The sequence below is a fragment of the Pararhizobium sp. A13 genome (assembly GCF_040126305.1).
Taxonomy (GTDB): domain Bacteria; phylum Pseudomonadota; class Alphaproteobacteria; order Rhizobiales; family Rhizobiaceae; genus Pararhizobium.
Genome location: NZ_CP149510.1, coordinates 951,419 through 977,904, shown reverse-complemented (window position 1 = coordinate 977,904; position 26,486 = coordinate 951,419). Strand labels below are relative to the sequence as shown.

Genomic DNA, 26,486 nt, shown 5'->3' with positions numbered 1-26,486 from the left:
GGACAAAATGTCACGTTCATCCACCGTTTGTCCACATCGAACCGCGGGCGGCGATCAAGACCCAAGGATTTGAATCCTTGTTTGTTTTCTGGATTATCCCCACTTGCGAGGAAATGATCGCGAAAGCAATTCAATTATCCTTTTAGACGGCAGCGAATGTGGAAAGAGACCGGATGGCTTTTAATCCTTGATAGTCACCGACTCTAAGAAATAGAAACCTTAGATATATGATTTCTTTTATATTGGGAGAACGTTTCCGTGACCGCGAAAAGCCGCAAGGTGCTACAGGTGTTGAAGGGTGAAACCCTGTCACCTCCTCCCGTCTGGTTGATGCGGCAGGCGGGCCGTTATCTTCCCGAATATCGCCTGACCCGTGCGACAGCCGGCAGCTTCCTCGATCTCTGTTATTCGCCGGAACTTGCCGTCGAAGTGACATTGCAGCCAATCCGGCGGTATGGTTTTGACGCCGCCATTCTGTTTTCCGACATCCTTGTTATCCCCGATGCGCTGAAGCGTAATGTTCGCTTCGAGGAAGGGCATGGACCGCGCATGGATCCGATCGATGCGGCGGATATTGCAAAGCTCGACGTCCGGCCGGTTTCGGATCACCTCAAACCTGTGATCGAAACCGTGCGGCGCTTGCGTCGTGAACTGCCGCAAGAGACGACGCTGCTCGGCTTCTGCGGCGCGCCGTGGACGGTGGCGACCTATATGATCGCCGGCCAGGGGACGCCGGACCAGGCGCCGGCGCGTTTGTTTGCCTATCGCCATCCGGAAGCTTTCGACGGGCTGCTTGCGACGCTTGCCGATGTCTCGGCCGATTACCTTGTCGAGCAGATCGATGCCGGCGCCGACGCGGTGCAGATTTTCGATTCCTGGGCGGGCGTGCTCGGCGAGGATGAATTTCTTCGCTACGCCGTCAAACCTGTTCGCCGGATGATCGACAGTGTTCGCACCCGCCGGCCCGATGCAAAGATCATCGCCTTTGCAAAGGGTGCCGGTATTCTCCTCAAGGATTACCGGCAAGGAACGGATGCGGATGCGATCGGTCTCGACTGGTCGGTTCCGCTTTCCTTTGCGGCCGAGCTTCAGAAGGATGGTCCGGTACAGGGCAATCTCGACCCGATGCGGGTTGTTGCCGGCGGCCAGGCCTTGGATGAAGGTATCGACGCGATTCTTGAAGTCCTGGGCAACGGCCCACTGATCTTCAATCTCGGACATGGCATTACGCCGCAGGCCGATCCGGAAAACGTCTCCCGTCTCGTCTCTCGGGTGCGCGGAGCAAGGCGATGACCGAACGCCAGACCGACGCCCGCCCGGGGAACAAGGCGCGGGCGCGCGCCTTCATCGCCATCGCCCTGTTCCTGGGACTGCTCGCCGTGTTATTCCTCTGGCAGCCCGACAATCTCTATCTTTGGATCAAGGCGCTGCACCTCATTGCGGTGATGTCCTGGATGGCGGCGCTGCTCTACATGCCGCGGCTGTTCATTTATCACACCGATGCGGCGCCGGGTTCGCAACAGTCCGAAACCTTCAAGATGATGGAGCAGCGGCTGTTGAAGGTCATCATGAACCCGGCAATGATGATCACCTGGGTGCTCGGGCTTTATCTCGCCTGGAGCATCTATGGATTTCAGGGCGGGTGGCTGCATGCCAAGCTGCTGCTTGTCGTTATCCTAACCGGCGTCCATGTCCTGTTCAGCCGCGCGGTGCGCGCTTTTGCGCGGGATGAAAATACCCGCAGCGCCCGGTACTGGCGGCTGATGAACGAAGCGCCGACCCTTTTGATGATCCTCATCGTCATCATGGCGGTGGTGAAACCTTTTTGATTCATGAGCGTTGAAGAGGAAACGTCCGGTAATTTCTCCAGACCCCTTGCGGCGCATCGAGTGAATCGCTATTTTCCCGCCACCTCCTCTTTCGTGGCATATGTAAACGTTACGAGTCTGCCCCTTCCCGCTGCAGCTCCCCTTACATCCGACACGCCGATTTTCCTTTCGAATTCCAAGTGTGGTCCCCTTCATGGCTGAAATGAAGCTACAAGAACTAAAAAACAAAACTGCGACGGACCTTCTGGCCTTTGCTGAATCTCTCGAGGTTGAAAACGCCAGCGTCATGCGCAAGCAGGAACTGATGTTCGCGATCTTGAAAATGCTTGCGAGCCAAGAGATCGAGATCATCGGCGAAGGCGTCGTCGAAGTACTGCAGGACGGCTTCGGCTTCCTGCGTTCGGCCAATGCCAACTATCTGCCGGGTCCGGACGACATCTACATCTCGCCCTCGCAGATCCGCCGCTTCTCGCTAAAGACCGGCGATACGGTCGAGGGTCCGATCCGTGGACCGAAGGAAGGCGAACGCTATTTCGCGCTGCTCAAGGTCAATACGATCAATTTCGAGGATCCGGAAAAAATCCGGCACAAGGTTCATTTTGACAATCTGACGCCGCTCTATCCGAACGAGCGCTTCAAGATGGAACTTGAGGTTCCGACCTCGAAGGACCTTTCCGCCCGCGTCATCGACCTGATCGCGCCGCTCGGCAAGGGCCAGCGCGGCCTGATCGTCGCGCCGCCGCGCACCGGTAAAACGGTCCTGTTGCAGAACATCGCCCATTCGATCACTGCCAATCATCCGGAATGCTACCTCATCGTTCTTCTGATCGACGAGCGGCCGGAAGAAGTGACGGACATGCAGCGTTCGGTGAAGGGCGAAGTCGTGTCCTCTACCTTCGACGAGCCGGCAACGCGCCACGTTCAGGTGGCCGAGATGGTCATCGAAAAGGCCAAGCGGCTTGTCGAACACGGTCGCGACGTCGTCATCCTGCTCGATTCGATCACCCGCCTCGGCCGCGCCTACAACACCGTCGTGCCGTCATCCGGCAAGGTGCTGACCGGTGGTGTCGACGCCAACGCTCTGCAGCGGCCGAAGCGCTTTTTCGGTGCCGCCCGTAACATCGAGGAAGGCGGCTCGCTAACGATCATTGCGACGGCCCTGATCGATACCGGCAGCCGTATGGACGAAGTCATCTTCGAAGAGTTCAAGGGTACCGGAAACTCGGAAATCGTGCTGGATCGCAAGGTCGCCGACAAGCGCATCTTCCCGTCTATGGACATCCTCAAATCCGGTACGCGCAAGGAAGACCTTCTCGTGCCGCGCCAGGACCTGCAGAAGATCTTCGTGCTTCGCCGTATCCTTGCACCGATGGGCACCACGGATGCGATCGAGTTCCTGATCGACAAGCTGAAGCAGACCAAGACCAATGGCGATTTCTTTGATTCGATGAACACCTGATCGAATCGGTGAATTTCGGGACAAAGCCCAGGCTCGGCCTGGGCTTTCGTGTTTTCAGGCCATCTATAGCTTAGCCGGATTCCTTCGCCGGAGTCACGGCAGCAAGGCGCGCGGTGAAGCGCTATACGGCGTATAATCACACTTGTTATCAGGTCCGAACGAGGATGTTCCGGCGGTGAACCATCAACACGATCAGAGAGTGGCAGACACGATCTATGCCTTGTCATCCGGCGGTTTGCCGTCCGGCGTCGCCGTCATTCGCATCAGCGGTCCACAGACGAGACCGGCGCTGGAACGGCTGTGTGGATCGGCACCTCCGCCAAGACACGCGACGCTTCGGTCGATTCGGAATCGAAACAATGACGTCCTGGACCAAGGCCTGGTGCTCTATTTCTCCGCGCCCGCTTCTTTCACGGGAGAGGACTGCGCGGAGCTCCAGGTTCATGGCGGGCGTGCGGTGGTTGATGCCATCCTGAGCGAACTCTCCGTTGTTCCCGGACTGAAACATGCGGAGGCCGGCGAGTTTTCGCGGCGCGCTTTTCACAATGGCAAGCTCGATCTCGTGGAGATCGAAGGCCTCGCTGATCTGATTGCTGCGGAAACCGAGATGCAGCGGCGCCTGGCACAGGAACATTCGAGCGGACATCTCTCGGCGCTTTATCAGGGCTGGGCCCAGCGGCTTATTCATGCAAGGGCAATGATCGAAGCCGAGCTCGATTTCGCCGATGAGGATGACATTCCGGGTTCGGTGGCAGCATCCATCTGGGGCGATATGCGGGCCTTGCGTACTGCGATTGGTGCGCATCTGGCAGGCGCCGGAACGGCGGAAATCATCCGCGACGGGCTGAAAATCGTCATTGCCGGCGAACCGAACGCCGGCAAGTCGAGCCTGCTCAACTACCTCGCCCGCCGGGATGTTGCGATCGTCACCGATATAGCCGGGACCACAAGAGACGTGCTGTCTATCGACCTTTCATTAGCCGGATTCTCCGTCCGCCTGTTTGATACCGCCGGGCTTCGGCCCACCGACGACGTGGTTGAGAAAGAGGGTGTCCGGCGTGCCTATATGACGCTCGAGCAGGCAGACGTAATCCTGTTGCTGGCGGACGCACCGGGTGGATTTCCGGAAATGGTAGGGCCGAATGCGTCGAAGCCGGTTATTCGCGTCGGCACCAAGATTGATCGCAATGCCGTTTTGTGGGATAAGGCTGACGCCGATGTCCTGATATCGACGACGACGGGCGTAGGGATCGACCGGCTTATCGAACAGTTGAAGGGCCACCTGCCCGACGTCTCGGGCAATACGGCGTTGTCGCTGCCGTCCCGGAAGAGGCACGTCAATTGTCTCGAACAGGCATGCAACGCAATCGATATGAGTTTGACGCAATCTAATCGCGGCCTCGATATTCAGGCGGAATATCTCCGGCAGGCGGGCGATGCGCTCGGCCGTATTACCGGGCGGGTGGATGTGGAAGATCTCCTGGATGTGATCTTCTCAGAATTCTGTATCGGCAAATGAGATGCAACCGGCAATACAACGTGCGCGAGTCTCTTTGGATGTTTCACGTGAAACGATTCGCACCCGATTTAATACCGTGATGGAGACGGTTGGTATGATTGATTACGATGTCATTGTCATTGGCGGTGGCCATGCCGGTTGCGAGGCGGCAAGTGCTGCTGCGCGTTTGGGCGCCCGGACGGCGCTCGTCACGCACAAGCGCGACACCATTGGCGTTATGTCATGCAATCCGCGATAGGCGGCCTCGGCAAGGGTCACCTTGTTCGCGAGATTGATGCAATGGACGGGCTGATGGGCCGCGTTGCTGACGCTGCTGGAATTCAGTTCCGCCTGCTTAATCGCCGAAAGGGGCCTGCCGTTCGCGGCCCGCGCACGCAAGCTGATCGAAAGCTCTATCGGCTGGCAATGCAGGCGGAGATCCAATCGATAGACATGGATGTCATCGAGGGCGATGCCTTCGATCTCCGGCTTCAGGATGGCCGGGTAAGCGGCGTTGTTCTTGCCGACGGACGTTCCCTGAGCTGCGGCGCGGCGGTTTTGACAACGGGGACGTTCCTGCGGGGCCTCATCCATATTGGCAACCGGAAGATTCCCGCGGGTCGCGTTGGAGAAGCGCCCTCTGTGGGCCTGTCCGCCACGCTTGAAGCTTTCGGCCTGCGGCTCGGCCGCTTGAAAACCGGCACGCCGGCCCGATTGGACGGAAAGACGATTGATTGGCAGTCTGTCGGCAGACAGAGCGCCGACGAAGACCCTGTGCCGTTCTCGTTTATGACTGATCGGATTGCGAATCGACAGATCGACTGCGGTGTCACCCGAACCACGGCCGCAACGCATCAGATCATTGCCGACAATCTCAACAAATCTGCGATGTATTCCGGTCAGATTGAAGGTGTCGGACCGCGCTATTGTCCATCGATCGAAGACAAGATCGTCAAGTTCGGCGAGCGCGACGGCCATCAGATTTTTCTGGAGCCGGAGGGCCTGGATGACGACACCGTTTATCCCAATGGTATTTCGACGTCGCTGCCCGAAGACGTGCAGGACGCTTTCATCCGCACCATTCCCGGTTTGGAGCGGGTCTCGATCTTGCAGCCGGGTTATGCGATCGAATATGACCACGTCGATCCCCGCGAACTGTCTGCTTCTCTGGAGGTACGGAAGATCCCAGGTCTGTTCCTGGCGGGCCAGATCAATGGCACGACTGGCTATGAAGAAGCCGGCGCTCAAGGGCTGGTGGCAGGACTGAACGCTGCGCTGCTTTGCGGCGGTAGCGCCGCCTATCAGTTCAGCCGGACGAACTCCTATATCGGCGTGATGATCGACGACCTCACGTCGCGGGGTGTCGCCGAGCCCTATCGCATGTTTACGTCGCGGGCCGAGTATAGGTTGTCCTTGCGGGCCGACAATGCCGATGTCCGACTGACACGCGAAGCGATATCCCTTGGCTGCGTGTCGACGGAGCGCGCGGCGAAGTTCGAAGAGTGGCTACGGGCGTTCGAGTCCAGCCGTCAGATGTTGCAGTCTCTGACTGTGACGCCGACCGAGGGCCGCACTCACGGTCTGAAGCTCAATCTCGACGGTCAGCGCCGTTCCGCGTTTGAACTCCTGTCCTATGCAGAACACAGCATCCAGTCACTCGGCGCGGTATGGCCGGAGCTTGCCATGCTCGATCCGAAGCTGGCTGAAGCGCTCCAGATCGACGCGACCTACGCGGTTTACATGGACCGTCAAGCCGCGGATATCGCCGGTGTACGACGGGAGGAAGGCCGAGTCATTCCGGAGGAATTTGATTTTAAGTCGCTTTCCGGTCTTTCCAATGAGCTCAAGCAGAAACTCGTCGCGGCAATGCCGCGCAATCTCGCCCAGGCGATGAAAGTCGACGGCATCACACCGTCTGCCATATCCTTGATTCTCGCGCATATTCGCAAGAGCGAACCGGCGTCAGTTGCATATTCCCGACAGGCGATTCAATGACTGCGAGTCCTTCCCGCGAGCTGAACGGATTGCGTGTTTCACGTGAAACGTCCGATAGACTTGAGCATTTTGCGACGCTTTTCCAGAAATGGGCAAAGTCAATCAATTTGGTTGCGCCGTCGACTCTATCCGACTTCTGGAAACGCCACATTTCCGACAGCGCACAAATCTTCCAGCTGTTTCCGGGTCCGAAACGGTGGGTGGACCTCGGTAGCGGCGGTGGATTCCCCGGCATCATCACGGCGATCTTCCTGGCCGAATTGGGGGATGGATGGGTTCATCTCGTGGAAAGCAACAACAAAAAGGCAGCTTTCCTGCGCGTCGCGTTGCATGAGACCGGTGCACGCGGATCCGTGCACCCGATTCGCATCGAGGATGCCGTCAAAAGCATCCCGCAATGCGATGCTATCTCTGCCAGAGCGCTGGCGGACCTGCCCCAGCTGCTGGATTATTGTGTGCCGTGGATGATCACGGACAGAAAACCGCATGCATTCTTCCACAAAGGCCGGGATTATCAGCAGGAAGTCGACAAAGCCGTTGGCCGCTTTCAATTTGATCTGGTAAAACACAGAAGCGTTGTCGAACCGGATTCTGTGGTTCTCGAAATCGCAAATCTTTCGCGGAAAAATCAATAGCGGCGGACTGTGGCATGACAGGCGAAAAGAACCGGATCATCACTATCGCCAATCAGAAGGGCGGCGTCGGCAAGACGACAACGGCGATCAACCTCGCAACGGCTCTGGCGGCGATTGGCGAAAAGGTTCTGATTGTCGATCTCGACCCGCAAGGCAATGCCAGCACCGGCCTGGGTATTCAACGGCGCGACCGCAAGCTTTCATCCTACGAACTGATGATCGGTTCGCATGGAATCGATGACATCGTGCAGGAGACCGTCGTTCCCAATCTGTTTATCATCCCTTCGACGATGGACTTGCTTGGCGTCGAGATGGAGATCTCGCGTGAGAGCGACCGGGTCTTCCGGCTCCGCAAGGCGCTTGCCTCGCCCGAAGCGCTTTCATATTCCTACGTTCTCGTCGATTGCCCGCCGTCGTTCAACCTTCTGACGATGAATGCGATGGCCGCAGCTCATTCGGTGCTGGTGCCGCTTCAATGCGAGTTTTTTGCGCTCGAGGGATTGAGCCAGCTACTGGAAACCGTCGATCAGGTCCGTCGATCCGTCAATCCGGCGCTGGACATCCAGGGCATCGTGTTGACGATGTTTGATTCCCGTAACAATTTGGCCCAGCAGGTCGTCAATGATGTGCGCACCCATCTGGGCGAGAAGGTCTATCATACGCTGATCCCGCGCAATGTTCGGGTTTCCGAAGCGCCGTCCTATGGCAAACCGGCGATCCTTTACGACCTGAAATGCGCCGGCAGCCAAGCTTACCTCCAATTGGCATCCGAAGTGATTCAGCGCGAAAGGCAGCGGAAGGCCGCCTGACCGCGATCGATTCGACATCGTAACGATAAGTGTGAGTGCAAACGATGAATGACGATAGTTCGAGAAGAAGACTTGGCCGCGGTCTTGCGGCTTTGATTGGCGAAATGGACCAGCCGCTGCAAGCCAGCGGTCCGGTTGCACCTGTCAATGCCGACCGGCGTATTCCGATCGAATTTGTCGCGCGTAATCCGCGTAACCCGCGCCGCTCCTTCGATGAGGCGGAACTGCAGGATCTGGCGAGCTCGATCCGTCAGCACGGTATTGTTCAGCCGGTCGTCGTGCGCACGATTGCTGATGAGCGCTATGAAATTATTGCCGGCGAACGTCGCTGGCGCGCGGCCCAACTCGCCGGCTTCACCGATATTCCGGTGATCGTCCGCGATGTGGATGATCGGACGGCGCTGGAGATCGCGATTGTCGAAAACGTCCAACGATCCGACCTCAATCCACTCGAAGAGGCCCTCGGCTACGATCAGCTGATCGCCGAGCACGGCTATACCCAGAATGATCTCGGCGAAATCATTGGCAAGAGCCGCAGCCATGTCGCCAACAGTCTTCGTTTGCTGAAGCTGCCGGAACCTGTTCGCGATATGCTGTCTTCCGGCACTCTTTCGGCTGGTCACGCGCGGGCGCTCATCCCGACGTCCGACCCGGTCGGCCTGGCGCGTTCGATTGTCGCGAAAGGTATGTCGGTGCGAGATGCGGAACGGCTGGCGCAGAACGATATCCGCGCGCAGAACGACCCCAACTACGGCAAACCTTCCCATAAGGAAGAAAAGGACGCCGACACCCTGGCGCTGGAGAGAACGCTTTCCGATAGCCTCGGGCTCGACGTGACCGTCAATCACAAAGCAAGCGGTGGCCAGTTGCGCATCTCCTACAAAACGCTCGATCAGCTGGAGGAAATCTGCCGGTTGCTTGAGCGGCGCTAGTATTGTTTCGGTTCCGAAACGTCTCTGGAATCGGATTATAGATCAAACTGATAAGTAAATTATCGGCGCGCCGACTGCAAGGTGATGGCCAGCAGCGTCTGCATAGCGATACTTTCTTCCAGGCTTTGCCGGGCGCGGCTTTGGAAAATCGCCGTTTGCAGTCGGCCGAGTTCCCGGCGGATCGCGGGTAAAGTCCAGGTCTTCAGCGCCGCCTCGACAAGCGGCTTGCGGCGGAAATGGATGTGACGGCCCATTGTCGCAACAATCTGGGCGGGTTGCTGGCGCTTGTCGTCCATCTCCGCCCGCATCAAGTCGAGAAGCTGAAACTGCCTCAGGCAGGCCTGGAGCACGAGAAAGATTGCCGTCTTGGAGGCCGTTATCTTGCGAATGGCATGCTGGAGGCCGTCGACATCGCCCTTGAGGACGGCATCGATCGCATCATCGACCGAAACGCCGCTGGCGTCGCCGACGATCTCGGACACATGCCCCTCCTCGATCATGCCCAAGCCGCGGCAGTAGAGCGCCAGCTTACGGATCTCGTTGCGGGAGGCGATGCGATCGCCGCCCAGCGCTTCATTCAGCCGTTCCCGCGCCGCCGGCGTGATCCGCAGGCCTTCCTGGCCCAGTTCCTGGTCGATCAGGCTATTCAATGCACGCGCGTCGTCGCTGTAACAGGCAACGGAGATGACCGAACGTGCGGTTTCGCCGATCTTTCGGACGCCAGTCCCCTTCTTGAGGTCGCCAGCCTCGATGATGACATAACTGCCGTCGGGGGGCTGCTGCGACAATGCGGAAAAACTATCGACAAGCGTTTTTTCCGTGCCGGCGGCACGGATCCAGACAAGCTTTTCACCACCAAAGAGGCCGATCGTATTGACCTCGTCCAGCAAGCGGCCGGGGCTTTGCTGCAGGTCCGAGCCGTCGAGCTTGATCAGGGAGAAGGGGTCGTCCAGCGCCACGCCGCTTTTTGCCGCGATCTGGCCAGCGCGTTCGGAAACAAGGCCTCGATCCGGCCCGTAGACGAGATAAAGCCTGTTGTCCTTGAGCGGTCGCTGGAGAAACCCATCGAATTCATGCGACTTGATTTCGGTCATGTCGCCACCTTGATCAGCGGCCGAGCGCCGCCGCTATGTCCGCGCGGATGATTTCGGCCAGTTCCTTGGCTGCGCGCTTCTCAGCGTCGCGCGTGGCGCGAACCTTGGCGAATTCCTGCTCGGGAAAGTCGACGAGTGCAACGGCACTGCGATTTCCGGAACGGACGGTTTCGCCGCTATCGGCGCGCGTCAGGTTGTAGTCGGCTCTGACGATGACGCGGCCTGCACCTGCGGTGTCGGATTCCTGGTTGTAGAGTACACCCATGACCTCGCTGGTGACATTCAGGGCCATCCTGTATTCCGGGTTGGCCGGCTCACCAGCGCCGCCTGATGTCAGAAACACAAGCGCGTTGCGGACTTCCTGCTCGACGCGGTCGTCGGCATCGGAAATCTCGATCGAGGCAAGCGCCCTTGCCGGCTTTCCCTGCGGCCCCTCCGAATACAGCGGCTTCACCTGGCAACCCGCCAGGGCCACGAAGGTGCCGATTGCCAGAAGTTGCGCGTATCTTTGAGCTCTTTCAGACAACGACATTCACAATCCTCTGGGGCACGACGATGATTTTCTTCGGGCTTTGGCCGTTCAATGCGGCCTTGACGGGGTCGAGGGCAAGCACGGCGCTCTCAATGGCAGTCTGATCTGCATCGCGCGCGATTGTCAAATCGCCGCGCTTCTTGCCGTTGATCTGGACCGGCATGGTCACTTCATTCTCGGCGACCAGCGCCTCGCTGTAGACCGGCCACGCCGTCTGCGCCACCAGACCTGTACCGCCGATTTCCTGCCAGCACTGCTCGGCAAGATGCGGCATCATCGGCGCGACCAGGTTGATCAGGATAGCAGTCGCGTCCTTGACGGCAGCGATGGTCGCAGTATCGGCGTTCCCTTCGGCTACCTGCGTCAGGGGATTTGCGAGCGCATTCACCAGCTCGTAGAGGCGTGCCACGGCCTTGTTGAAGGCCAGCTTGTCATAGTCCGCCTGGACGGCCTTGAGCGTCTTGTGGGCGAACTGCGAGATCACCAAGGCAGAGCCGCTGGAAGCGGGCTTTGCCACGATGGCCTTTAGCGCGCTGGATGCTTCCGAGACCAGCCGCCACAGGCGCTGCACGAAGCGGTGAGCGCCTTCGACTCCGGCCTCCGACCAGATGACGTCGCGATCCGGCGGGGAATCCGACAGGACGAAGAAGCGGGCCGTGTCGGCGCCGTAGGAAGCGATGATGTCGTCGGGATCAACGACATTCTTCTTCGATTTCGACATCTTCTCGATCGAGCCAATGGTGATCGGTTCGCCGGTTTCGATCAGCGTCGCCTGGCGTTTGCCGTCGACTTCCTCGATCTCAATTTCAGCCGGTGTGATCCACTCACGCTGAGCGCCCTCGCCGCGGCTATAGGTCTCGTGCACGACCATGCCTTGGGTGAAGAGGCCCTTGAATGGCTCATCGAGACCGGCATGGCCGGTCGCCTTCATTGCCCGGGTAAAGAACCGCGAATAGAGCAGGTGCAAAATCGCATGCTCGATGCCGCCGATATACTGGTCGACCGGCAGCCAGCGGTCGACGACTGCCGGATTGGTCGGATTGCTCTCCCATGGCGCGGTAAAGCGGGCGAAATACCACGACGAATCGACGAAGGTATCCATCGTATCGGTCTCGCGCCGCGCATCCCTGCCGCATTGCGGGCAGGAGACGTGCCGCCAGGTCGGATGGCGGTCGAGCGGATTGCCCGGCTTGTCGAAGGTCACATCGTCGGGCAGTTTTACCGGCAGATCAGCCTTCGGTACGGGAAGAACGCCGCAGTCGTCGCAATGGATGACCGGGATCGGGCAGCCCCAGTAGCGCTGGCGCGAGATGCCCCAGTCGCGCAGGCGGAAGTTGACCTTGCGCTCGGCCTGCGGTTCGCCGCCGATCTTCGTGTTCTCCAGCGTCGAAGCGACCTTCTCGAAGGCCTCTTCGATCGAAAGGCCGTCGAGGAAGCGCGAATTGATCATCACGCCCTCGCCGCCGTAGGCCTCGTCGTCTATCGCGAAACTTGCCGCGTCGCCATCCTTCGGCATGACGACGGCAACGACCGGCAGGCCGTATTTGCGGGCGAAGTCGAGGTCACGCTGATCGCCGGAGGGGCAGCCGAAAATGGCGCCGGTGCCGTAGTCCATCAGGACGAAATTGGCGACATAGACCGGCAGCTCCCAGCTCGGATCAAGCGGATGCCTGACCCGGATGCCGGTGTCCATGCCCTTCTTCTCAGCCGTTTCGAGTGCGGCCAGCGACGTGCCGGCGCGGCGGCATTCGTCGCAGAAAGCCTCGATCTCGGCGTTCGCGGCAGCGGACTGCTGTGCCAGCGGGTGATCGGCGGCAATTGCCAGGAAGGAGGCGCCAAACAGCGTGTCCGGCCGCGTCGTGTAGACGGTCACTTCGGATGCGTCAGCGCCTGTATCCGGAACAATTTCCCAGCGGATCGTAAGGCCTTCGGAACGGCCGATCCAGTTCTTCTGCATCAGCCGGACCTTTTCCGGCCATTGGTCGAGCGTATCCAGCGAATCAAGCAGATCCTGGCTGAAATCGGTGATGCGGAAGAACCATTGTGTCAGTTCGCGTTGTTCCACCAAGGCGCCGGAACGCCAGCCGCGGCCATCGATCACCTGCTCGTTGGCGAGAACAGTGTTGTCGACCGGATCCCAATTGACCTTCGATTGCTTGCGATAGACGAGACCTTTTTCCAGGAAATCCAGAAACAGGTGCTGCTGTTGCTGGTAATAATCGACATCGCAGGTGGCAAACTCACGCGACCAGTCGAGCGACAGGCCCATCACCTTCAGCTGCGCCTTCATTGAAGCGATGTTCTGGTAGGTCCACGACGCCGGATGCACGCCGCGTTCCATGGCGGCGTTTTCCGCCGGCATGCCGAAGGCATCCCAGCCCATCGGATGCAGCACATTGTACCCACGGGCGCGCTTGTAGCGGGCAACGACGTCGCCCATCGCGTAGTTACGCACATGGCCCATATGGATGCGGCCCGACGGATAGGGAAACATCTCGAGCACGTAGTATTTTTCGCGCGGATCGTCGTTGTCGGTGGTGAAGACGTTTTTCTGATCCCATTCCTGTTGCCAGCGGGGTTCAGCATCGCGCGGATTGTAACGTTCGGTAGCCATATGATCGATGTTCCGGAAATTTGGGCAAGGGGAAATCATCCCCTGAGATATTTGGCGTGACCTTCACCATGAAACAAGCGTAGCGTCAAGTTTTGGAAGGCTTTGCGGGCAAAACTTTGAGCCATTCGGCCAGTCGGCGGCGATAACGCCTTGGCATCCGCGCCATGTTTGACTATTGCGCCAAAAGGCTGGCTTTCCGAAGTATGGAAGGCCGGCGCGGTCGATGGATTCTGGTGGAGACGGTGGCAATGAGCGTGGAAGAACGGTTGAACGATGTCCTGAGCCGGATTCGCAACGCAGAAGGCGGTGCGAACCGGGCATCTGGTTCCGTTTCGCTGGTTGCCGTTTCGAAGACGTTCGACGCTGAGGTGATCCGCCCGGTGATTGACGCCGGACAGCGGATCTTTGGCGAAAACCGGGTGCAGGAAGCGCAGGGTAAATGGCCGGCGCTTCGCGCGGCGGGGACCTCCGATATCGAGCTTCATCTGATTGGCCCGCTGCAATCCAACAAGGCGGCCGATGCGGTTGCCCTCTTCGACGTCATCGAGACCATCGACCGGGAGAAGATTGCCAGAGCTGTCGCGGCTGAGATTGTGCGCCAAGACAAGCCCGTTCGCCTCTACGTCCAGGTCAATACGGGCCTCGAGCCGCAAAAAGCCGGCATCGCGCCGGACGAAACCATTGCCTTCGTCGCGCTGTGCCGGGAGACGATCGGCATTCCGATCGAGGGCCTGATGTGCATTCCGCCGGCGGATGAGAATCCCGGGACGCATTTCGCCCTGCTCGCCAAGCTCGCGGCGCGTTGCGGGCTGACAAAGCTGTCCATGGGCATGTCGGGCGATTTCGAGGTTGCCGTCCAGTTCGGCGCGACCAGCGTCCGCGTCGGCTCGGCGATCTTCGGCACACGTTGATCTAATGCTTTCGTCCGGCTTCTCGCCCCTTCCGCAATCTCCTAATGTTTCCACTTGGAGGCCGGTTGACCCCGGTTTTGGGAGTGGAGGAGACGGAGATGGCGAGCAGCTATTCCGACGTGTACGACGCGTGGAAGCAGGATTCGCAAGCGTTCTGGGCGAAGGCCGCAAAGGATATCGATTGGTTCCGGCCGCCGCAGCGCGTTTTCGATCCGGACCGGGGCGTCTACGGCCATTGGTTTAGTAGTGGCGAGACAAATACCTGCTTCAATTGTCTGGATCGCCAGGTCGCTTCGGGTCGCGCGGATCAGAATGCGCTGATCTACGACAGTCCGGTTACCGGTACGGTCGAACATTGGACCTATGGCGCCATGCTGGAAGAGGTCGTCGCGCTTGCCTGCGTCTATCGTGACCTCGGCGTAAAGAAGGGTGACCGGATCATCATCTATATGCCGATGATCCCGCAGGCGGCCTTTGCCATGTTGGCGGCCACCCGCATCGGTGCCGTGCACTCCGTCGTCTTCGGCGGGTTTGCGGCAAACGAGCTTGCCACGCGCATAAGCGACAGCGCGGCAAAGCTGATCGTTTCTGCCAGTTGCGGGATCGAAGGCGGCCGCACCATTGCCTACAAACCTCTTCTCGACGCCGCGATCGAGATCAGCGCGCACAAACCGGATCGCTGCCTCGTCTATCAGCGGAAGGAGCTTCAGGCAGAGCTCCATCCAGATCGGGATATCGATTTTGCTTCGGCCGTCAGCGAGGCGAAGCGGGTTGGAAACGATCTGGGCTGCACGCCGGTTCTGGCCACCGATCCTCTTTACGTCCTCTACACGTCCGGAACGACCGGGCAGCCCAAGGGCGTGGTGCGCGACAATGGCGGTCATATGGTTGCGCTCCGATGGTCTATGGAGAACTTCTTTGGAGTGAAGCCGGGGGAGGTCTTCTGGGCAGCATCGGATATCGGCTGGGTCGTCGGCCATTCCTATATTGTCTATGGGCCCCTGCTCAACGGCAGCACGTCGGTGCTCTACGAGGGGAAACCGGTCGGCACGCCCGATGCGGGCGCTTACTGGCGGGTCATCGAGCAACACGGCGTCACCAAGCTGTTCACCGCGCCGACGGCTTTCCGTGCCATCCGCAAGGAGGACCCGCAGGGAGAGCTGATCCGCCGGCATGACATTTCATCCCTGCGAGCCCTCTTTCTTGCCGGCGAGCGGGCCGATCCAGATACGGTTGCCTGGGCGGAGGCGAAGCTTGGGGTCCCCGTCATCGACAATTGGTGGCAGACGGAAACCGGTTGGCCGGTGGCCGGAAATCCTCTCGGCCTCGGCCTCCTGCCGGTCAAATATGGGTCCGCGGCAGTGCCCCTGCCCGGTTATGACGTCCAGATCCTGGACGATGCCGGACATTCGGTCAGCGTCGGAACCCTCGGCAATGTCGTGATCAAGCTGCCGCTGCCACCGGGCTGCCTGCCGACGTTCTGGAATGCCGACGAGCGTTTTCGCGAAAGCTGCCTCTCCGAATTCCCGGGTTACTACCGCACGGCAGATGCCGGCTATATCGATGACGACGGCTATATCTTCATCATGTCGCGCACCGACGACATCATCAATGTGGCCGGTCACCGCCTGTCGACAGGGGCGATGGAAGAGATCTGCGCCAGCCATGCGGATGTCGCCGAATGCGCAGTGATCGGCGTCGCCGATGCGATCAAGGGCCAGGTCCCGGCCGGGTTCCTCGTCATCAATGCCGATGTTTCCCGTGAAACAGCCGAAATCGAAAGGGAAGTCGTTGCCCTGGTGCGCGAACGTCTCGGGCCCGTCGCTGCGTTCAAGACAGCAATCTGCGTCAAGCGCCTACCAAAGACCCGCTCTGGAAAAATTCTGCGCGGCACGATGCAGAAGATCGCCGATCGCGAAAGCTGGAAGATGCCGGCGACGATCGACGACCCCGCCGTGCTGGAGGAAATTTCCGCGGCGCTGAAGTCACGCGGCCTAGGTGGTTAGCCGGATTCACGAAAACTGCCCGCCAGACCGCAAAACCAGTCGCGGAATTTTCCGGCTGCCACGCTTGCCGGCCTCGCGGTGACCAGAAAATAGCTTTCGTCCGTCAAGGTCTCGATATCGGAGAGAATGACGAGGTCGCCATTGTCGAGTTCGCGGCGAAATACCTCGGTCGGGCAGAGCGCGATGCCGTGTCCGGCGATAACGGCTGTGGCCAGCAGATTGAAGTCCTGGAACACCGGGCCGCGCAACGGTCCGTCCATTTGCAATCCCGCCTTCCTGCACCACTTCAGCCAGCGATCCGGCGTCTCGTCATGCAGGAGATCGGCGGCGGCGATCGCCTCTGCAGTCTCGGGCATGCCCCGCCGCGCGAGGTAAGCCGGGCTGACAACGGGCCGGTTGGCACGGGAAAACAACCAGGTGCTTTCTCGCGTCTCGCTCCGGTCTTCGCCCAGCGTGATCAGGACGTCGCAGTCCCCCTCCCGAAACCGTTGCTCGCCCATCGCATAGACGACGCGCACGTTGATGTCCGGATTAGGCTTAAGAAAATCCGGAAGGGCCGGAATGAGCCAGCGCGTGGCGATCGAGGCGATGCAGGCGACCGTGAGTTCGCCCGTCGCCTTCATACGGAAAGCGCGCGTTTCCGCTTCTATCCGCGCCAGCGATACCGAGAGCGTCTGTGCCAGAGCGGTCGCGTCGGGCACGAGCCGGACGGTGCGCTTTTCGCGCAGGAAAAGCGGCCGGCCGAACCAGTCTTCCAGCAGACGGATCTGATGGCTGACCGCGGCGTGGGTGACATGCAGCTCGTCGGCGGCGCGGGAAAAGCTGTTGAGCCGTGCCGCGGCCTCAAAGACGCGCAGTGCGCTGAGCGAAGGCATCATAGTCAAGTTTTCCTCACCGAAACGACGAGAAAGCATCATTTGTCGTGAGCGAAAATGCAAGCGATACAGGACATCAGAGAAGGATTTTGAATCCCTTCAACTCTTATCGACAAATTTTACTGAAGAAGGCAAAAGCTATGTTCGTGCGCAATCTGAAGCAGATCGAAGAAACTCCGCATTTCGTCGAATGGGGAAGCGGCACCAGTCACCGCCTCCTGACCGAGCGCGACGGCATGGGCTTCACGGTCTGCCACACGGTCGTGCGCGCCAACACCACCTCGCTGCTCGAATATCGAAACCATCTCGAGGCCTGCTATTGCATTGCCGGCACCGGAGAAGTCGAGGACATGGCGGGCAATGTCTTTCCGATCGCGCCGGGGGATATCTACGTTCTCGACAAGAATGACAAACACTATCTGCGTGGCGGCCGCGACGAAGACCTGATCCTTGTCAGCATCTTCAATCCGCCGCTCAAGGGGACGGAGCGACACCGCCTGGATGGAAGCGAAGGTTCGGCCTATTGATTGTCTTCCAAAGCCACTTACAAAAAAACCCGGATCAGGCGATCCGGGTTTTTTCGTTCGGAACGATGCGCTCCAATCAGTAATGGTCGTCGTCTTCGTCCTTGCGGTCGGATTTGAGCGACTTGAGCTTGGCGAAAACGGCGTCGGCGTCCATTTCCTTTTCTTCTTCGCGCTCGTAGGAGAACGGCAGCTTTTCCGTTTCCTTCGATGCTTCCAGCGTCGCGCCGAGCTCGGCCGCCGTCGGCAGAGGACGACCCTTCGAGGCGCGTTCGACTTCGAGGTCGAGATCGATCTGGGTGCAGAGGCCGAGCGTGACCGGGTCCATCGCCGTCAGGTTGGTCGAATTCCAGTGGGTGCGCTCGCGGATCTGCTCGATCGTCGACTTGGTGGTGCCGACGAGACGCGAGATCTGGGCGTCCTTCAGTTCCGGATGGTTGCGTACCAGCCAGAGGATGGCGTTCGGACGGTCCTGGCGCTTGGAAACCGGTGTGTAGCGCGGACCCTTGCGCTTGCTGTCGGGAACGCGAACCTTCGGTTCGGAGAGTTTCAGCTTGTGGTTCGCGTTGCCTTCGGCGCGGGCGATTTCGTCGCGCGACAGCTGGCCGGTGGCGATCGGGTCGAGGCCCTTGATGCCCTGCGCCGATTCACCGTCCGCGATCGCCTTGACTTCCAGCGGGTGCAGTTTGCAGAACTGGGCGATCTGTTCGAACGACAGGGCAGTGTTGTCAACAAGCCATACGGCCGTCGCTTTGGGCATAAGCAGTTGTTGAGCCATGGGTATAGTCCTTCTGTCCGTCCGCGCCGGTGTCGCGGGCCGTGGGGTGTAACCACTTTAATTTCCGGGAAATTAGCGCCTCTATACCCTCGTCGTCGCATAAATGCAATTCTTCTCGCAGAAATGACCTTTTGTCTAATTGCCGCCGTGTCTTGACCTGATATGAATGCGCCCGGAGAGGACGCACACGGAGATGTGCCGTCCAGAAATTGCCTGCGCAGGGAGGAAAATCAGCATGTCCGTCAAGACCTATCCGGTGCTCAAACCGGCGAAGCAACGCGCTCTGATCGACAGCACCACCTATTTGAAATGGTACAAGCAGAGCGTCGCCGATCCGGATGCCTTCTGGGGCGAACATGGCAAGCGCATCGACTGGTTCAAGCCCTATACCAAGGTCAAGAACACCACCTTCAAGGGCAAGGTCTCGATCAAATGGTTCGAGGACGGCCTCACCAACGTCTCCTACAATTGCATCGACCGGCATCTGGAAAAGCGCGGCGATCAGGTGGCGATTATCTGGGAGGGCGACAATCCCTATGACGACAAGAAGATCACCTATCGCGAGCTCTACGAGCATGTCTGCCGCCTCGCCAATGTGCTGAAGGCAAACGGCGTCAAAAAGGGCGACCGTGTTACCATCTACATGCCGATGATCCCGGAAGCAGCCTATGCGATGCTCGCCTGCACCCGCATTGGTGCCGTGCATTCCATCGTTTTTGGCGGTTTCTCCCCGGATGCGCTGGCTGGCCGCATCGTCGACTGCGAATCCACCTTCGTCATCACCGCCGATGAGGGCCTGCGCGGCGGCAAGCCGATCCCGCTGAAGTCCAATACCGACCAGGCGATCGAGATCGCCCGCCGGGACGGCGTCGAGGTCAAATCCGTCGTCGTCATCCGCCGGACAGGTGGCAAGATCAGCTGGTTTTCCGAACGCGATATCTGGTACCATCAGGCCGTAGCGGGCGTGAAGGCCGATTGCCCGCCGGCGAAGATGAAGGCGGAGGATCCGCTGTTCATCCTCTATACGTCCGGCTCGACCGGCAAGCCGAAGGGCGTGCTGCACACGACGGGCGGCTATCTCGTCTATGCCTCGATGACCCATCAATATGTCTTCGATTATCACGACGGCGATATCTACTGGTGCACCGCTGACGTGGGCTGGGTTACCGGCCATTCCTATATCGTCTACGGCCCGCTCGCCAATGGCGCGACGACGCTGATGTTCGAGGGCGTGCCGACCTATCCGGATGCCGGCCGTCTCTGGGATGTCGTCGACAAGCACAAGGTTAACATCTTCTACACCGCGCCGACGGCGATCCGCGCGCTGATGGGCCAGGGCGACGCGTTCGTCACCCGCTCCTCGCGCAAGTCGCTGCGCACGCTCGGTTCCGTCGGCGAGCCGATCAACCCGGAAGCCTGGGAATGGTATTACCACACCGTCGGCGAAGGCCGCTGCCCGGTCGTCGATACCTGGTGGCAGACGGAAACCGGCGGTATTCTGATCACCCCGCTCCCCGGTGCGACCGCCTTGAAGCCCGGATCGGCCACCCGCCCCTTCTTCGGCATCCAGCCGCAGCTCGTCGATGGCGAAGGCCAGGTGATCGACGGTGCGGCCGACGGCAATCTCTGCATCACCGACAGCTGGCCGGGCCAGATGCGCACCGTCTATGGCGACCACGAGCGCTTTATTCAGACCTACTTCTCCACCTACAAGGGCAAATATTTCACTGGCGACGGGTGCCGGCGCGACGAGGACGGCTATTACTGGATCACCGGCCGCGTCGATGACGTGCTCAACGTCTCCGGCCACCGCATGGGCACGGCCGAGGTCGAGTCGGCCCTGGTCAGCCATGACGCGGTGTCGGAAGCCGCTGTCGTCGGTTATCCGCACGATATCAAGGGCCAGGGCATCTATAGCTACGTGACCCTGATGGTCGGCCAGCAGGGTTCGGATGAGCTGCGCAAGGATCTGATCGCCCATGTCCGCAAGGAAATCGGCGCGATTGCCTCGCCGGACAAGATCCAGTTCGCGCCCGGCCTGCCGAAAACCCGCTCCGGCAAGATCATGCGCCGCATCCTGCGCAAGATCGCCGAGGACGATTTTGGCGCGCTCGGCGATACCTCGACGCTCGCCGATCCCGCCGTGGTCGACGATCTCATTGCCAATCGGCAGAACAGGAAGGCCTGATTTCCTGCCTGAGCCATCCCTTGACCGGGGATGGCTCAGGACGATCCTTTTCCAGAAGGACGAACAGCTTTCTTGTTTAGGCCCACCGTCATAGGGCGCCACATAGCCGGCCGCCAGCATTTCCTGAGCCGGATTCCGCCCATCGGAAAAACTGATGTCGGCAACCACCCGGCCAAAATACTTGTCGCCGGAAATGCGCGTCAGCTGGATGTCGCGTTGATCTCGGGTCAAATCAGTCAAGGCGGCACGCGCCTGCCGGCCGGCATCGCGGATCGCCGCACAGGACGATTTCAGCTCCGGCGCGTCGATGCCGCGCAATCGCACGTAGACTTCCATCGTTTGCTGCGGCCAGGGCTTGGCCGCGACCAGGATCGTGTCTCCATCGATGACGCGGATGATCTCTGCGCTCACCGGACCGGTGATTTCGATCCGTTTGCCGGTTTCGAAGGCATAAGTGTGGAAGGCCAGGAACGGTGCGATCGAAGCCACGAGAAAACAGAAGCGGTTGCGAAACATCATTATAGGAAAATATACGCGATATTATATTTGACACACCCACGCGAGAATCAGCTAATATGCGAATCGTGGGTTGAAACTGGAGATAGTTCGCTGATGAATACCGCCTTAGCGATTGCTAAGACTTCCTCTTTAGCGGCGGCTTCACTCTGGGCCTCAACCACAAGCGCATAGTTGCGGTCATTGAACCGATATTTGAAACCGTAAGTGTTGAGGTGTTTTTCCATGCCAGTCCGTCCCAATGGTTTGAAGTACCCATGTTATTGGATGTACAAAGATAATTCCTCCGAATGGAGGTGGGTTTTTTATGCCACCAACGGCGAGGAGATTGCAGTTAGCAGCGAAGGCTACAAAAACAAAGCTGACTGCCGTCGCGGCGTGGACATCATGCGAAGCTCTGGGACGAGCGAAATTTTCGCTCCCAAGGAGTAGACGTTAAAAACCCGCCTATTTGGCGGGCTTCTTGTCCTTCGTCGGCTTCTCATCTTTCGATGGCGGCGGCGATTTGGCTAATTTTCCTAGGGTCGCGTTGAAGCGTTCCTCGTTGTCGTCTGTTTCCAGCTCGCGAGCGGCTTCCTTGAACTTGTCCGCTTGGCTCTTTTCTACGTTTGGATGGGTCATAGGAAATGCACTTCTGTTTCATTGACGAGAGCGGGACGCCGCCAAAGCCAGATTCGAAGAAATCGAACCCCTACTTTGTTATCGGCGCGGTTATCATGCACGAGTCTCAGTGGCATGGGATAGCCAGTGAGGTACGCAAGCTCTGCGCTAAACCACAATACAGCATAACAGGCGAGATAAAGTGGCGCTACTTTGGCGCCCACAATACCGAACCGGATAATTCCGTCGGCCACCTCGACCAGGCGCATAAAGATAGCTTCCGGAATGAGTATTTTAACATCCTACTCAGACGCAAGAGCGTTAAAATTATCGCTTGCGTGGCAAGCGTGTCAGCGGCCTATAAACTGCCGTCGGTTACCGACGCGGAAAAGCTGTACCACTACACCTACAAGCCGGTCTCAGAGCGATTCCAGTACCATCTGCAAGACCTGAGTAAGACTGTAGGCAACACCCAACTAGGGCTCGTTGTGGCGGATCATCGCGGCCGCAAGCAAGACGACATATTCCGCGTGAACCATTTGGACATGGTAGATGGGGAAAACGCCTATGTAAGCAACTACGGTAACTTCGTAGAGTGCATTTTCTTGACGCCATCCCATATGAGTGTAGGTGTTCAAATGGCCGACATGGTGTCTGGCGCCATCGGCCGCGCTTTCAATCACAAGGACGAGCTATATTTTCAAATGCTACGCCCATCGTTCAGGGCCCGGCCTGACGGAGATATTAACGGCTATGGCTTGGTGAAATTCCCCACACGTGGGTGGGAATAGCCGCCGGGCGGGTTTTTACACCCTGATACGTTTCGACGTATCCCCGGCACCACCTATATAGGGTATTTAGCCGGAGTCGTCAAGAAAATAGAACGAAAGCTGAATCTCGTTCCGCCTCCGAATCGGCTCAGAAACCAGATGGAACGTAGGTAAGCCGCTTGCCCTTGACGCCAACCAGCGCATTCAAGGCGCGTTCCTGATCGTTCGTGCCGAGCGCAACGCGATTGTTATAACGGAAATCAAACTCAGCCAGATAGCGGTGTAGGTGCTTCTCGCTGCAATGCTGGTAGATACCCTTCATGCCACGCTTGAAGATGCTGTAGTAGCCTTCCACGGTGTTCGTATGCACCATGCCGCGAACGTATTCGCCAGACGTGTGGTTGACGGAATCGCTGTTCTCCAGCTTCGAATGAACATCACCATAAAGGCGGCTCTCGTCGCTGTAGAACGTCGTTTCCTTGTGGATGTTGTGCCAGACGATATTGGTGACAGTCCTCTTGTCGGCGCGATCTACATGGAAGGAACGAACCTTGCCACCACGCTCGACAAGCGAAACGATAGCACGCTTGCTCGACAGGCCAGACTTGCCGCGCTTCGTGCGGGTGGTGACTTCCTTCTTGTCGCCAAAATAGGTTTCGTCGGCTTCAACAGTCTTACCGTTGCCGCCCATCGGCTCCAGTTCACCAGACCGCATTGCTTCGCGGATGCGGTGCGACAGGAACCAAGCCGACTTGAGCGTGATTTCCAAAACGCGATGAAGCTGGTTAGAGCTGATACCCTTCTTGCTGGAACAAATCAGGTGAATAGCCTGTAGCCACTTGTGGAGCGGGATATGGCTTTCTTCAAAGATCGTACCCATGCGCACCGTAAACTGCTGGCGGCAGGCTGCACACTTCCTCAAGCCGTGACGCTCTACACCATGCGGGTTCTTTTTCGAAGGCTTGGAGCGTACGCCCTCCAGTTTGTAGATCTTGTCGACGTTTCCGCAATGAGGGCAAGTCGGACCGTTAGCCCACAAAACACTTTCGACATGCTCGAAAGCTGCCGCCTCGTTGTGAAAATATTCCTTGCTCAAAATTGACATGGCGAACATCCAAACCTAACTTCTTGAACCTTTGTAGGCTTTTAGGTTGGGTTTGTCAAATATAATATCGCCAAAATATACCGATAGCGAACGCTTCGCGACAGGAATTATTTCCTTAGAAATCGATCGCCCGGCCGTTGATCTCCCAGTCGCCGAAACGGGCGGGTTCAGCCCCGCCGCGACCGCCCAGTTCCTCCGGCAGATTCAGGGGCTTTTGCTGGCTCCTGCGTTCTTCCGCCTCCGCCAGGGCGCGTTGCGCCGCAGGCGTCAGCGGTTTGCGGGGTTCCGCGGGCGAATTATCATTATCGTTTTGCATGCAAGACCCAAATTTCGGCGAAAATGTTGAAGAATGCGGCTGATGTCACCATCATATAGGAACCTTTCGTGCAAACGGAACCGTGATTCACGTGAAACGTTTGCTGAACTTTGGAGATGGACCGATGAACCTGGTGCGCACCGCAATGCTTCTGGCCTTCATGACCGCATTGTTCATGGCGGTCGGTTTCCTGATCGGCGGCAAGGGCGGCATGATGATCGCGCTCCTGATCGCCGCGGGCATGAATTTCTTTTCCTATTGGAATTCAGACCGCATGGTGCTGCGCATGTACCGCGCGCAGGAGGTCGATGAGCGCACGGCGCCTGAATATTACGGCATCGTGCGTGATCTGGCGAAAAACGCCGGCCTGCCCATGCCGAAGGTCTATGTCATCGACAATCCGCAGCCGAATGCCTTCGCCACGGGGCGAAACCCGGAAAATGCGGCCGTTGCCGCCTCCACCGGGCTTCTCAACGCGCTGACCTATGATGAGGTCGCTGGCGTCATGGCGCACGAGCTCGCCCATGTGCAAAACCGCGACACGCTCACCATGACGCTGACGGCGACACTTGCCGGTGCCATCTCCATGCTCGGCAATTTCGCCTTCTTCTTCGGCGGCAATCGTGAAAACAACAATCCGCTCGGCTTCATCGGCGTGCTTGTGGCGATGATCGTTGCGCCGCTGGCGGCGATGATCGTGCAGATGGCGATCAGCCGGACGCGCGAATATTCCGCCGACCGGCGCGGTGCCGAGATCTGCGGCAAGCCGCTGTCGCTCGCCTCGGCGCTCGCCAAGATCTCGAATTTCGCCCATCAGGTACCGAACGAAGAGGCCGAGCGCAATCCGGCGACTGCCCATATGTTCATTATCAATCCGCTGTCCGGCGAGCGCATGGACAACCTGTTCTCCACCCATCCGGCGACCGAAAACCGTATTGCCGCGCTGCAAAGGATGGCCGGGGAAATGTCGGCGGTCTCGACGCCGCCGGTCAGGGCTGATAATCCGGTGCGCAAATCGCGCTCCGTGCCGCCGACAGGCTGGGGTCGCGGTGGTTCCGAACCACCGAAAGGTCCCTGGTCTTGACGTCAGACGAAAATAAAACCGCTTCGCATCCGAAACGAAATAACCGCAAGCCGGGCTCCGTTAAGAAAGGCCCGGAAAATCCGGCTCTTGCGCGCAGCGACAAGCCCGGTCTCAAGGCCCGGCAGGCGGCGGCAAAGATGCTGGCGGCCGTGGTCGATCGCAAGACCTCGCTGGATGGCATGCTCGATGCCGCAAACGGCAACCCGGTCTATCGCGAGCTCAATGAGGCCGATCGCGCGCTGGTGCGGGCGATCCTGAATTCGGCCTTGCGCCAGCTGCCCCGCATCGAGGCAATGATCGGCTCGCTGCTGCAGACGCCGCTGCCAGAGGGCGCCCGGGCGCTGGACCACGTCCTTGCCGTCGCGGCCGCGCAAATCCTCTATCTCGATATTCCCGATCATTCCGCCGTCGATCTCGCCGTCGAACAGGCCCAGACCGATCCGCGCAACAAGCGCTTCGCCAGTCTGGTCAATGCCGTTCTGCGCCGCCTTTCGCGCGAAAAACAGGCTCTGCTTGAGACGATCGGCGAAAAGACCCCGGCAATTCCCGCCTGGTTCCATAAGAGACTGGTCAGCTACTACGGCAGCGATGAGGCCGCACGTATCGCCGATGCCCTGCTTACCCCCGCAGCTATCGACCTGACCGTCAAGTCGGACGCAGAAGGGTGGGCGGAGCGCCTGAACGGGCGTGTCCTGCCGACCGGTTCCGTGCGTCTTGCCGGTTTTTCCGGCGCGGTGCCGGCACTTTCGGGCTTTGATGACGGCGAATGGTGGGTCCAGGATGCCGCCGCCGCCCTTCCCGCAAAGCTGTTCGGCGCACTTGCCGGCAAACGCGTGGTCGATCTGTGCGCGGCACCCGGTGGAAAAACCGCGCAACTGGTTCTGGCCGGAGCGACCGTCACCGCGCTCGACCAGTCGGCAAGCCGCCTGAAGCGCCTTCAAGGCAATCTCGCCCGTCTCGGGCTCGAGGCTGCGACGCAGGAAATCAACATGGCGGATTTCCGGACAGAAGAGCTGTACGACGCTGCCCTGCTCGATGCACCTTGCTCCTCGACCGGCACGATCCGCCGCCATCCGGACGTTTTGTGGACCAAGGGACTGGAAGACATCGAGAAACTGGCCCTGCTGCAGGAAAAGCTGCTGCGCCACGCGCTGACCCTGGTAAAACCGGGCGGTCTCGTCGTCTTCTCCAACTGCTCGCTCGACAAGCGCGAGGGCGAAGAGGTTGTTGAACGGATCCTTGCGGAGGGCGGTTGCGACCGCGTCGCCATCGATCCGGTTGACTGGCCTGGATTGGAAGATGCGATTACGCCGCTCGGCGAATTCCGCACCACGCCGGCGATGATTCCGCCGCAGGATGGCTTTTCCGGCGGCCTTGACGGGTTTTATGCGGTGATCTTGCGTCGAAAAGCATAAT

The 26,486-nt window shown here is 59.1% G+C and carries 22 protein-coding genes and 2 pseudogenes; 15 read left to right on the top strand and 9 right to left on the bottom strand.

Annotated elements, in window-relative coordinates:
* Positions 1-258 precede the first annotated feature (258 nt).
* The 8 genes and pseudogenes from hemE (at position 259) to WI754_RS04600 (ending at position 9,157) form a co-directional block, all read left to right on the top strand.
* On the top strand, positions 259-1,293 hold the full coding sequence (gene hemE / locus WI754_RS04635; RefSeq protein ID WP_349436486.1) for a uroporphyrinogen decarboxylase: 1,035 nt from the start codon (positions 259-261) through the stop codon (positions 1,291-1,293).
* Positions 1,290-1,829 (top strand): protoporphyrinogen oxidase HemJ, encoded by a 540-nt coding sequence (gene hemJ, locus WI754_RS04630; RefSeq protein WP_349436485.1) that lies wholly within the window; start codon positions 1,290-1,292, stop codon positions 1,827-1,829. Before hemE ends, hemJ begins: the two co-directional genes overlap by 4 nt.
* Before the next feature lie 193 nt (positions 1,830-2,022).
* Positions 2,023-3,288 (top strand): transcription termination factor Rho, encoded by a 1,266-nt coding sequence (gene rho / locus WI754_RS04625; RefSeq protein ID WP_349436484.1) that lies wholly within the window; start codon positions 2,023-2,025, stop codon positions 3,286-3,288.
* Between the two features lie 199 nt (positions 3,289-3,487).
* Positions 3,488-4,807, top strand: coding sequence for a tRNA uridine-5-carboxymethylaminomethyl(34) synthesis GTPase MnmE (gene mnmE / locus WI754_RS04620; protein WP_349437727.1), 1,320 nt, complete (start codon positions 3,488-3,490; stop codon positions 4,805-4,807).
* A gap of 94 nt (positions 4,808-4,901) precedes the next feature.
* Positions 4,902-6,781 (top strand): annotated as a pseudogene (gene mnmG / locus WI754_RS04615) (tRNA uridine-5-carboxymethylaminomethyl(34) synthesis enzyme MnmG).
* The gene (gene rsmG / locus WI754_RS04610; RefSeq protein WP_349436483.1) at positions 6,778-7,416 is read left to right on the top strand and encodes a 16S rRNA (guanine(527)-N(7))-methyltransferase RsmG; all 639 of its coding nucleotides are present in this window, start codon (positions 6,778-6,780) and stop codon (positions 7,414-7,416) included. Before mnmG ends, rsmG begins: the two are co-directional and overlap by 4 nt.
* A 14-nt stretch (positions 7,417-7,430) precedes the next feature.
* Positions 7,431-8,225 (top strand): ParA family protein, encoded by a 795-nt coding sequence (locus WI754_RS04605; protein ID WP_349436482.1) that lies wholly within the window; start codon positions 7,431-7,433, stop codon positions 8,223-8,225.
* Between the two features lie 44 nt (positions 8,226-8,269).
* Positions 8,270-9,157: a ParB/RepB/Spo0J family partition protein gene (locus tag WI754_RS04600; RefSeq protein WP_349436481.1), complete on the top strand. Its 888-nt coding sequence runs from the start codon at positions 8,270-8,272 to the stop codon at positions 9,155-9,157.
* 59 nt (positions 9,158-9,216) lie between these two features.
* Here WI754_RS04600 and holA read toward each other — a convergent pair whose 3' ends face one another.
* From holA to leuS, 3 genes are read right to left on the bottom strand one after another with little or no spacing between them, the layout of a single operon-like run.
* Entirely contained in the window at positions 9,217-10,251 is a 1,035-nt protein-coding gene (gene holA, locus WI754_RS04595) for a DNA polymerase III subunit delta (protein ID WP_349436480.1), read from the bottom strand.
* 13 nt (positions 10,252-10,264) lie between these two features.
* Complete coding sequence (gene lptE, locus WI754_RS04590; protein WP_349436479.1) at positions 10,265-10,783, bottom strand: LPS assembly lipoprotein LptE; 519 nt, start codon at positions 10,781-10,783, stop codon at positions 10,265-10,267.
* Positions 10,770-13,397, bottom strand: coding sequence for a leucine--tRNA ligase (leuS, locus tag WI754_RS04585; protein WP_349436477.1), 2,628 nt, complete (start codon positions 13,395-13,397; stop codon positions 10,770-10,772). The genes lptE and leuS overlap by 14 nt, the downstream gene beginning before the upstream one ends.
* Before the next feature lie 248 nt (positions 13,398-13,645).
* Here leuS and WI754_RS04580 point away from each other — a divergent pair, with 248 nt between their 5' ends.
* Both WI754_RS04580 and WI754_RS04575 read left to right on the top strand, forming a co-directional pair.
* Positions 13,646-14,308, top strand: a complete 663-nt coding sequence (locus WI754_RS04580; RefSeq protein ID WP_349436476.1) for a YggS family pyridoxal phosphate-dependent enzyme — start codon at positions 13,646-13,648, stop codon at positions 14,306-14,308.
* Between the two features lie 98 nt (positions 14,309-14,406).
* The gene (locus WI754_RS04575; RefSeq protein ID WP_349436475.1) at positions 14,407-16,314 is read left to right on the top strand and encodes a propionyl-CoA synthetase; all 1,908 of its coding nucleotides are present in this window, start codon (positions 14,407-14,409) and stop codon (positions 16,312-16,314) included.
* On the opposite strand, the gene WI754_RS04570 is transcribed toward WI754_RS04575, so the two are convergent.
* A complete protein-coding gene (locus tag WI754_RS04570; protein ID WP_349436473.1) occupies positions 16,311-17,192 on the bottom strand; it encodes a LysR substrate-binding domain-containing protein in 882 nt (293 codons plus the stop codon). The two genes, WI754_RS04575 and WI754_RS04570, sit on opposite strands and share 4 nt — an antisense overlap.
* A gap of 137 nt (positions 17,193-17,329) precedes the next feature.
* Here WI754_RS04570 and WI754_RS04565 point away from each other — a divergent pair, with 137 nt between their 5' ends.
* Positions 17,330-17,716: an ectoine synthase gene (locus WI754_RS04565; protein WP_349436472.1), complete on the top strand. Its 387-nt coding sequence runs from the start codon at positions 17,330-17,332 to the stop codon at positions 17,714-17,716.
* Positions 17,717-17,792: 76 nt separating this feature from the next.
* Here the strand turns inward: WI754_RS04565 and WI754_RS04560 are convergent, their stop codons facing one another.
* Positions 17,793-18,491, bottom strand: a complete 699-nt coding sequence (locus WI754_RS04560; protein ID WP_349436471.1) for a DUF1013 domain-containing protein — start codon at positions 18,489-18,491, stop codon at positions 17,793-17,795.
* Between the two features lie 235 nt (positions 18,492-18,726).
* On the opposite strand from WI754_RS04560, the gene acs reads away from it, so the two are divergent.
* Complete coding sequence (acs, locus tag WI754_RS04555; protein WP_349436470.1) at positions 18,727-20,679, top strand: acetate--CoA ligase; 1,953 nt, start codon at positions 18,727-18,729, stop codon at positions 20,677-20,679.
* Between the two features lie 156 nt (positions 20,680-20,835).
* Here acs and WI754_RS04550 read toward each other — a convergent pair.
* A pseudogene (locus tag WI754_RS04550) lies at positions 20,836-21,015 on the bottom strand (thermonuclease family protein); the annotation flags it as partial.
* 627 nt (positions 21,016-21,642) lie between these two features.
* Complete coding sequence (locus WI754_RS04545) at positions 21,643-21,816, bottom strand: hypothetical protein (RefSeq protein WP_349436469.1); 174 nt, start codon at positions 21,814-21,816, stop codon at positions 21,643-21,645.
* A gap of 5 nt (positions 21,817-21,821) precedes the next feature.
* Between WI754_RS04545 and WI754_RS04540 the strand changes: the two genes are divergently transcribed.
* The gene (locus WI754_RS04540) at positions 21,822-22,586 is read left to right on the top strand and encodes a DUF3800 domain-containing protein (RefSeq protein WP_349436468.1); all 765 of its coding nucleotides are present in this window, start codon (positions 21,822-21,824) and stop codon (positions 22,584-22,586) included.
* Positions 22,587-22,713: 127 nt separating this feature from the next.
* Here WI754_RS04540 and WI754_RS04535 read toward each other — a convergent pair whose 3' ends face one another.
* The gene (locus tag WI754_RS04535) at positions 22,714-23,670 is read right to left on the bottom strand and encodes an IS1595 family transposase (RefSeq protein ID WP_349436467.1); all 957 of its coding nucleotides are present in this window, start codon (positions 23,668-23,670) and stop codon (positions 22,714-22,716) included.
* Positions 23,671-23,785: 115 nt separating this feature from the next.
* Positions 23,786-23,986, bottom strand: coding sequence for a DUF1674 domain-containing protein (locus WI754_RS04530; RefSeq protein ID WP_349436466.1), 201 nt, complete (start codon positions 23,984-23,986; stop codon positions 23,786-23,788).
* Positions 23,987-24,110: 124 nt separating this feature from the next.
* On the opposite strand from WI754_RS04530, the gene htpX reads away from it, so the two are divergent.
* The gene (htpX, locus tag WI754_RS04525; RefSeq protein ID WP_349436465.1) at positions 24,111-25,070 is read left to right on the top strand and encodes a zinc metalloprotease HtpX; all 960 of its coding nucleotides are present in this window, start codon (positions 24,111-24,113) and stop codon (positions 25,068-25,070) included.
* On the top strand, positions 25,067-26,485 hold the full coding sequence (locus WI754_RS04520) for an RsmB/NOP family class I SAM-dependent RNA methyltransferase (RefSeq protein ID WP_349436464.1): 1,419 nt from the start codon (positions 25,067-25,069) through the stop codon (positions 26,483-26,485). The genes htpX and WI754_RS04520 overlap by 4 nt, the downstream gene beginning before the upstream one ends.
* The last annotated feature ends 1 nt before the right edge of the window (position 26,486 follow it).

Bases quoted from the DNA above. Each gene is read 5' to 3' on its own strand.
- htpX (WP_349436465.1), top strand. From the start codon at position 24,111: ATGAACCTGGTGCGCACCGCAATGCTTCTGGCCTTCATGACCGCATTG.
- WI754_RS04545 (WP_349436469.1), bottom strand. From the start codon at position 21,816: ATGACCCATCCAAACGTAGAAAAGAGCCAAGCGGACAAGTTCAAGGAA.
- WI754_RS04570 (WP_349436473.1), bottom strand. From the start codon at position 17,192: ATGATGCCTTCGCTCAGCGCACTGCGCGTCTTTGAGGCCGCGGCACGG.
- WI754_RS04605 (WP_349436482.1), top strand. From the start codon at position 7,431: ATGACAGGCGAAAAGAACCGGATCATCACTATCGCCAATCAGAAGGGC.
- rsmG (WP_349436483.1), top strand. From the start codon at position 6,778: ATGACTGCGAGTCCTTCCCGCGAGCTGAACGGATTGCGTGTTTCACGT.
- WI754_RS04580 (WP_349436476.1), top strand. From the start codon at position 13,646: ATGAGCGTGGAAGAACGGTTGAACGATGTCCTGAGCCGGATTCGCAAC.
- WI754_RS04560 (WP_349436471.1), bottom strand. From the start codon at position 18,491: ATGGCTCAACAACTGCTTATGCCCAAAGCGACGGCCGTATGGCTTGTT.
- WI754_RS04575 (WP_349436475.1), top strand. From the start codon at position 14,407: ATGGCGAGCAGCTATTCCGACGTGTACGACGCGTGGAAGCAGGATTCG.
- hemJ (WP_349436485.1), top strand. From the start codon at position 1,290: ATGACCGAACGCCAGACCGACGCCCGCCCGGGGAACAAGGCGCGGGCG.
- leuS (WP_349436477.1), bottom strand. From the start codon at position 13,397: ATGGCTACCGAACGTTACAATCCGCGCGATGCTGAACCCCGCTGGCAA.
- WI754_RS04535 (WP_349436467.1), bottom strand. From the start codon at position 23,670: ATGTCAATTTTGAGCAAGGAATATTTTCACAACGAGGCGGCAGCTTTC.
- WI754_RS04600 (WP_349436481.1), top strand. From the start codon at position 8,270: ATGAATGACGATAGTTCGAGAAGAAGACTTGGCCGCGGTCTTGCGGCT.
- WI754_RS04565 (WP_349436472.1), top strand. From the start codon at position 17,330: ATGTTCGTGCGCAATCTGAAGCAGATCGAAGAAACTCCGCATTTCGTC.
- WI754_RS04540 (WP_349436468.1), top strand. From the start codon at position 21,822: ATGCACTTCTGTTTCATTGACGAGAGCGGGACGCCGCCAAAGCCAGAT.
- lptE (WP_349436479.1), bottom strand. From the start codon at position 10,783: ATGTCGTTGTCTGAAAGAGCTCAAAGATACGCGCAACTTCTGGCAATC.
- WI754_RS04530 (WP_349436466.1), bottom strand. From the start codon at position 23,986: ATGCAAAACGATAATGATAATTCGCCCGCGGAACCCCGCAAACCGCTG.
- rho (WP_349436484.1), top strand. From the start codon at position 2,023: ATGGCTGAAATGAAGCTACAAGAACTAAAAAACAAAACTGCGACGGAC.
- acs (WP_349436470.1), top strand. From the start codon at position 18,727: ATGTCCGTCAAGACCTATCCGGTGCTCAAACCGGCGAAGCAACGCGCT.
- holA (WP_349436480.1), bottom strand. From the start codon at position 10,251: ATGACCGAAATCAAGTCGCATGAATTCGATGGGTTTCTCCAGCGACCG.